This is a genomic window from Moorena sp. SIO3I6 (assembly GCF_010672095.1).
In genome coordinates, this window is sequence record NZ_JAAHHU010001576.1 from 1 (window position 1) to 1,156 (window position 1,156).

2 protein-coding genes are annotated in these 1,156 nt (G+C 43.9%); both read left to right on the top strand.

What is annotated here, in order from left to right; translation table 11 throughout:
- Nucleotides 1-356, top strand: a 356-nt coding sequence (locus tag F6K49_RS51355) for an alpha/beta hydrolase (protein WP_293110649.1), incomplete at its 5' end; no start/stop codon positions are given.
- 112 nt (nucleotides 357-468) lie between these two features.
- The gene (locus tag F6K49_RS51360; protein WP_293110651.1) at nucleotides 469-1,035 is read left to right on the top strand and encodes a Uma2 family endonuclease; all 567 of its coding nucleotides are present in this window, start codon (nucleotides 469-471) and stop codon (nucleotides 1,033-1,035) included.
- The last annotated feature ends 121 nt before the right edge of the window (nucleotides 1,036-1,156 follow it).

Consider the following 1,156-nt stretch of genomic DNA (forward strand, 5'->3'; position numbering starts at 1 on the left):
TGTCAATTTGGGAAGCAAGTACCAGTAAACTCTTTCAAGACCCAACCCTGATCCAAAAGTTTGGTGAGGGTGAATTTGCTGATGCCTTTGCCAGAATTGAGTGTCATTATTTTGTCAATCAAGGGTTTTTTGAACCAGAAGACCAGTTACTGAGGAATGTAGACCGGATTAAATCTATCCCTGGGGTGATTGTCCAGGGACGCTATGATGTAGTGTGTCCGATGGTATCAGCTTGGGAATTACATAAGGCTTGGCCAGAAGCTGAGTTGATCGTGGTAGCTGATGCCGGTCATTCCATGGCAGAACCAGGTATACGCAGTGCTTTGATCGAAGCAACGGATAAGTTTTTGACTTAACTGGGTGACAAGCAGCCTTGTTAGCCTTATTGGAGTAACTGGTTTGGGCGAAAGGCTGTAGTAGGCTGATATCTCTTAAACTAAAGAAAAATTTACCCATAATTTAGGAGCGATGACTGTCACAATTACCCCAGCACATACCCTGGAAGAATTTCTGAAGCTCCCAGAAACAAAGCCCGCCAGGGAATACATCAACGGCGATATTTTCCAAAAGCCAATGCCGAAAGGAAAGCATAGTCGATTGCAGCTCAGGCTATGCAATAGTATCAACGAAAACGCAGAAAGCCAGAAAATTGCTTATGCCTTCCCAGAGTTGCGCTGTAGTTTTGGCATACGCTCTATTGTACCTGATATAGCGGTTTTCAAATGGTCACGAATTCCGTTTGATGCCCATGGGGAAGTTCCCAATGATTTTTTATTGTACCCAGATTGGATAATTGAAATCCTTTCTCCAGAACAGAGTTCAAATCGGGTAATTGGCAATATTCTCTATTGCTTACAACATGGTTGTCAGCTATCTTGGTTAATTGATGCTGCTGATAGGTCTATTTTAGTGTTTCGACCGGGTCAAGAACCAGAATTGTTACTAGGTAGCAATCACCCTTCTGTATTAGAGGATATTAACCTAGAGTTAACAGTAGATCGGATTTTTGGTTGGCTGAAAATGTCAGGGAATTAGCTAAAGGTAAGCATTCAGCTAATGCGCTACGCCCACGCTACGCAAACAGCTTATGTGCTACGCACACGCTACGCGAACAGCTTATACGCTACGTCCCAACGTCGTTCGCACAGCGTGGCCA

Coding starts and splice junctions, on each gene's coding strand:
- F6K49_RS51360 (WP_293110651.1), top strand. CDS start 469: ATGACTGTCACAATTACCCCAGCACATACCCTGGAAGAATTTCTGAAG.